Annotated in this window: 1 protein-coding gene; it reads right to left on the bottom strand. The window is 37.2% G+C overall.

The window, feature by feature from the left end; translation table 11 throughout:
* Positions 1-7: 7 nt before the first annotated feature.
* Positions 8-1,867 carry a GDSL-type esterase/lipase family protein gene (locus EKM80_RS14735; RefSeq protein WP_225418905.1) on the bottom strand — a complete coding sequence of 620 codons (1,860 nt, stop codon included), beginning with the start codon at positions 1,865-1,867 and terminating at the stop codon, positions 8-10.
* Between the last annotated feature and the right edge of the window lie 112 nt (positions 1,868-1,979).

Below are 1,979 nucleotides of genomic sequence, written 5' to 3'. Positions count from 1 at the left end.
TAATAGATTACCACTTTGAGCAATCTATCAACAGGATAAAGTATAGAGCCATAAATGTTTGTGGATCAAAATAATATAGGCTACCAGCCCAATTAGCCCAACCAGAAACAATTCTCCCCGAAGCACCAAATAAATACATATCGCCCCATTGTGAGCGTAGATAGGCATTATCTCGCCGTAAATAAGTATTATCATCAAAGTAATAGTAAGTCCCTGCCCATTTTTGAACACCAGTTTGTATACGACCATCATTACCAAATAAATAATAGGAACCCCAATTTGATTTTAAATAGGCATTATCTCGCCGTAAGTAGGTATTATGGTCAAAATAGTAATAAGTCCCCGCCCACTTTTGGACATCAGTCTGAATACGACCATCATTACCAAATAAATACATATCACCCCATTGAGAACGTAGATAACCATTATCACGGCGCAAATAAGTATTGTCATCAAAGTAATAATAGGTTCCCGCCCATTTTTGAACGCCAGTCGCGATTTTCCCATCATTACCAAAAAGGTACATGTCGCCCCATTGTGAACGAGCGTAACTATTGCGAATCATGCGGTAAGTACCAGATTCAAAATCATAATAGGTATTACCAATTTTTTGAACGCCCGTTACCGCACGCCCATCATTACCAAATCCATACCAATCACCCCAACTTGACTGTAAAACTGCATTGGTCTGTTTTAAATGTGTAACAGGATCAAAATAGTAATAGCTACCAGCCCATTTTTGAACACCACTAACAGCAGCGCCATCAGCACCAAATAACAGCCAACCTTTAGTTGTATTTAAATAAGTGTTACGCACATTTTTAAAATCATTACCCATATAATATAATTTATTGTCCAACGTATATAAGCCGCCAGCTTGCTGCTTTCCTTGGTCACCAAAGAAGAATGTCCCTTGATCAGTCTCCACGATTTGATTTCTGACTGCACAATATGTTTTAGAATCAAAATAGTAAGTGGCACCAGCAACTGTCTGTAAACCAGATTTAGCCAAACCATCATTATCCAATAAATAAATATCTCCTGTTGTTGGGTCAGTAACAAGTTGGTTTTTTAACTGTGCACCAGTGACGGGAGAAAAGTAATAGGCTCCTTTTACCGTCATTAAAATACCAGTATATTTGCTGCCATACTTTATATCATTCTTATCTTGGCCATTATAATAATATTCATTACCATTATTTACATCGTGTTGCCAACCTAAGTGAACATGGTTCAATGGTACAAAAGTTGATTTATGTAACTGCACAGTGATCATTGGATGATTTTCAATAAATTTAGCAACTCGTTGACTAATAACCGCATATGTGGCATCGGTTGGATGGACATGGTCTGCTGCTAATGTTGTCTGATAATTATCATCCGTCACAATCGGATCATCACGCCAATCAAGGTACGGAATATTAAAGCTAGTATAAATTGCTGCCTCAGCGTCTAGCAAGTCGTTTTCAGAATATCCTCCTTGCCCCAAAGTATCTAATGTCCCTAATTTAAACGCAGCTAATGGCAAAATACCATAGATCTTAGCATCTGGTTTCTTATCCAGTAAGCCGTTAATTGTTGCTAACATAGTTTGTTGCAAAGAAACCAACGACTTACTACTATAGTTTAAATCGTTAATCCCATACTCAACCGTAATAATATTATTAGTTGATAATAACTCTGTATTAGTTGACAATCGCGCCATTTCTTGCATAAAATCGTTTATACTAGTTCCGCCCATCATTGTACCTGACACCGCATATTGAGAATTAACGGCTTTAGCACCTAATATATTTTTAACTTGTTCAGGATAAGGAGTAGCAGTATTGTATTTGCCGTTATAACCAACAGTGATTGAATCACCCATCGCAATCAAAGTGGTATCTGCGTATTGATTTGATTCACCTGTTTTAGTGGCAGATTGGTAAGCAGTAAATAATCGACCGTATTCAAAAAGGCTGTCTTCTCATTTATATTTG

Origin of the sequence: Loigolactobacillus jiayinensis, assembly GCF_003946445.1 — a bacterium.
Classification (GTDB): domain Bacteria; phylum Bacillota; class Bacilli; order Lactobacillales; family Lactobacillaceae; genus Loigolactobacillus; species Loigolactobacillus jiayinensis.
This window is presented reverse-complemented; position numbering and strand designations above follow the sequence as displayed.

Bases quoted from the DNA above. Each gene is read 5' to 3' on its own strand.
- EKM80_RS14735 (WP_225418905.1), bottom strand. From the start codon at position 1,867: ATGGGTGATTCAATCACTGTTGGTTATAACGGCAAATACAATACTGCT.